A 2,817-nucleotide genomic window follows, 5' to 3' on the forward strand; every position below is an offset into this window, starting at 1 on the left:
CACGCCCTCCCACCTGGCGACGACGAGGGTGGCTAGCGTGTTACCGCAGACGTTGGTGAGCGCCCGGCACTCGGACATGAACTTGTCGACGCCAAAGATCAGCATGATGGCCGCGACGGGGATCGTGCCTACCGTCGACAGCGTCGCCGCGAGGACGATGAACCCGGACCCAGTGACTCCGGCGGCGCCCTTGGAGGTCAGCAGCAGCACCCCCACGATGGTGAGCTGCTCTCCGAGCGAGAGGTCAACCCCGACGGCCTGCGCGAGGTAAAGGCTGGCGAGTGTGAGGTAGATGCAGGTCCCATCCAGATTGAACGAGTATCCAGTGGGCACGGTCAGCCCGACTACCTGGCGCGGCGCGCCGAGCGTCTCGAGTTTACTCATGATCTGTGGAAGGACCGACTCGGAGGACGACGTCCCGAGAACGACCAGAAGCTCTTCTTTGATGTAGCGGAGCAGCTTGAAGATGTTCACACCGATGGTGCTGGCAATCGTGCCGAGCACGACGACGACGAAGAACAGCGACGTTCCGTAAAAGACCGCGACAAGCTTTCCGAGACTGGTGAGGGTGTCTAGGCCGTACTTGCCGATGGTGAAAGCCATTGAGCCGAACGCACCGACCGGTGCCGCGTACATGACGATCCGGAGAACTCCGAACATGATGCGGCCGACTCTCTCGACCCCGCCGGCGATCGCGACTCCTTGCTTTCCGGCAAGATTCAGCGCGATGCCGAAGAGCACGGCGAAAAACAGCACCTGAAGGACCTTGCCATCGGCGAAGGCGCCGACGACGCTGTCCGGCACGAGGTCGGCCAGATGGTCGCCCCAGCCCTGCGACGTACCTTGCGAGATGTAACCGCTGACGGTGCTGTTCACCGTCAGCGTGGCCGGGTCGGCGTGTACGCCGTCACCAGGTCGCAGCACGTTCATCACGACGAGTCCGAGGACCAGGGCCACGCTCGTCACGAGCTCGAAGTAGGTGACGGCCTTCAGCCCCACCCGGCCCACCTTGCGAAGGTTCTCAACCTGTGCGATGCCGCCGACAACCGTGCAGAACACGATCGGAGCGATGACCATCTTGATCGCGTCGACGAAGGTCGTTCCCAGCGGTTGCAGGTCGACACCGACCCCGGGCGCGAAATTGCCCACCAGGATCCCCGCGACGATGCCTACCAGTACCCAGACGTAGATCTGGCGGTACCACTTGCGTCGTCCGGGGGCCGAGCGTACAGCAGACGACGGTCTGCCGGCCGTCGGTGGCTCTAACACTGACGGTGACGCTGACGCGGCCATGGCAACCTCCTTGTCGGACGGGCCACCGTGCTGCCCGCCCTCGTGGCGTGGCAGCTACGGTGACCGCACTCACACCAAAGGTCGCGGTTTCGGTCGTAGTGTTCATGCCTGCCCGGAACGGGAACGTTCGTTCGTGCCTGGTACTGCTCCACGGCCGCCTGCACACTGGGCCGATGACCGGTTCGTCCAGCGGTGCCCCCGAGCGCGTCGGTGGTCGCGGCGCGCTACGGGGTCGCCGCAGTATCGCGGGTCAGGTGCTCGTCCTGCAGGTCACGCTAGTGGTGCTGCTCGTCGTGGCCGCGGTCGCCGCGTCGGTGCTCCAGGCCCGGCACACGGCGCGACGCCAGGCGGTGGATCGCGTCGTCGCGGTCGCGGAGACCTTCGCCCACGCTCCAGGCATGGTCGCCGCGCTGCGATCGACCGAGCCGAGTTCCACGCTGGAGCCACTGGTCGAGGCCGCCCGGGTCCGGACCGGGGTTGACTTCCTCGTCGTGATGAACCCGGCTGGAACGCGTTACACCCACCCCGACCCGAGTCGCATCGGGCAGCCGTTCCTCGGCCACATCGAACGGGCACTACGAGGCGTAGCGTTCACCGAGACCTACTCGGGGACGCTGGGCCCGTCGGTACGAGCGGTCGTGCCGGTAACCACAGGCGACGGGACGGTCGTCGGCCTGGTCGCCGCAGGCATCACAGTCGCCAACATCAGCGAGACTGCGGGCCGCCAGCTGCCGGTGTTGCTGGCTGCCGGGCTGGGTGCGCTCGCGCTCGCGGTTGGCGGCACAGTGCTGGTCAACCGACGCCTTCGGCGGCAGACTCGCGGCCTCGGCCCGGTGGAGATCACCCGAATGTACGAACACCACGACACGGTGCTGCACGCCGTCCGGGAGGGGGTTCTCATCATCGACGACCAGGCCAAGGTGCTGTTGGCCAACGACGAGGCCCGCCGGCTGCTCGATCTTCCGGTGGACGCCCAGGGCCGGCGGGTGGCGGAACTCGGCCTCGATCCAGCCACGGCGGAGCTGTTCGGCAGTGGTCGCCAGGCCGAGGACGAGGTGCTGCTCGCCGGCAACCGGATGCTCGCGGTCAATGCGCAACCCACCGTCCGTGACGGGAAGCCGCTCGGCACCGTCGCGACGGTCCGAGACACCACCGAGCTGCGGGCGCTGACCGGCGAGCTTGATGCCGTGCGGGGCCTGGCTGACGCGTTGCGTGCCCAAAGCCACGAGGCCGCAAACCAGCTTCACGTGGTGGTGGCCCTGGTGCAGCTCGACCGGTTGGACGAGGCCATCGAGTTCGCCACCGCCGGGCTCGCCGGGTCGCAGCAGCTCACTGACCGGCTGCTCGGCGCCGTCGACGAGCCCGTCCTCACGGCGTTGCTGCTCGGCAAGACCGCCCAGGCGGCCGAGCGAGGCGTGGACCTCGTCGTCACCGACGACACCCGGTTCGAGATGTTCGACATCGAGTCGGCGGAGCTTGTGACGGTCGTCGGCAACCTCATCGACAACGCGATCGAGGCCGCAG

The 2,817-nt window shown here is 67.1% G+C and carries 2 protein-coding genes; one reads left to right on the top strand and one right to left on the bottom strand.

What is annotated here, in order from left to right; genetic code table 11:
* Positions 1-1,293 (bottom strand): C4-dicarboxylate transporter DctA (gene dctA / locus DD1DGNOD_RS02935; RefSeq protein ID WP_241255429.1); only part of this gene is annotated, 1,293 nt, incomplete at its 3' end.
* Positions 1,294-1,466: 173 nt separating this feature from the next.
* Here dctA and DD1DGNOD_RS02940 point away from each other — a divergent pair.
* Positions 1,467-2,817: PAS domain-containing protein (locus tag DD1DGNOD_RS02940; RefSeq protein WP_131769390.1), on the top strand; the 1,351-nt coding region annotated here is incomplete at its 3' end.

Origin of the sequence: Candidatus Protofrankia californiensis (assembly GCF_900634765.1) — a bacterium.
GTDB lineage: Bacteria > Actinomycetota > Actinomycetes > Frankiales > Frankiaceae > Protofrankia > Protofrankia californiensis.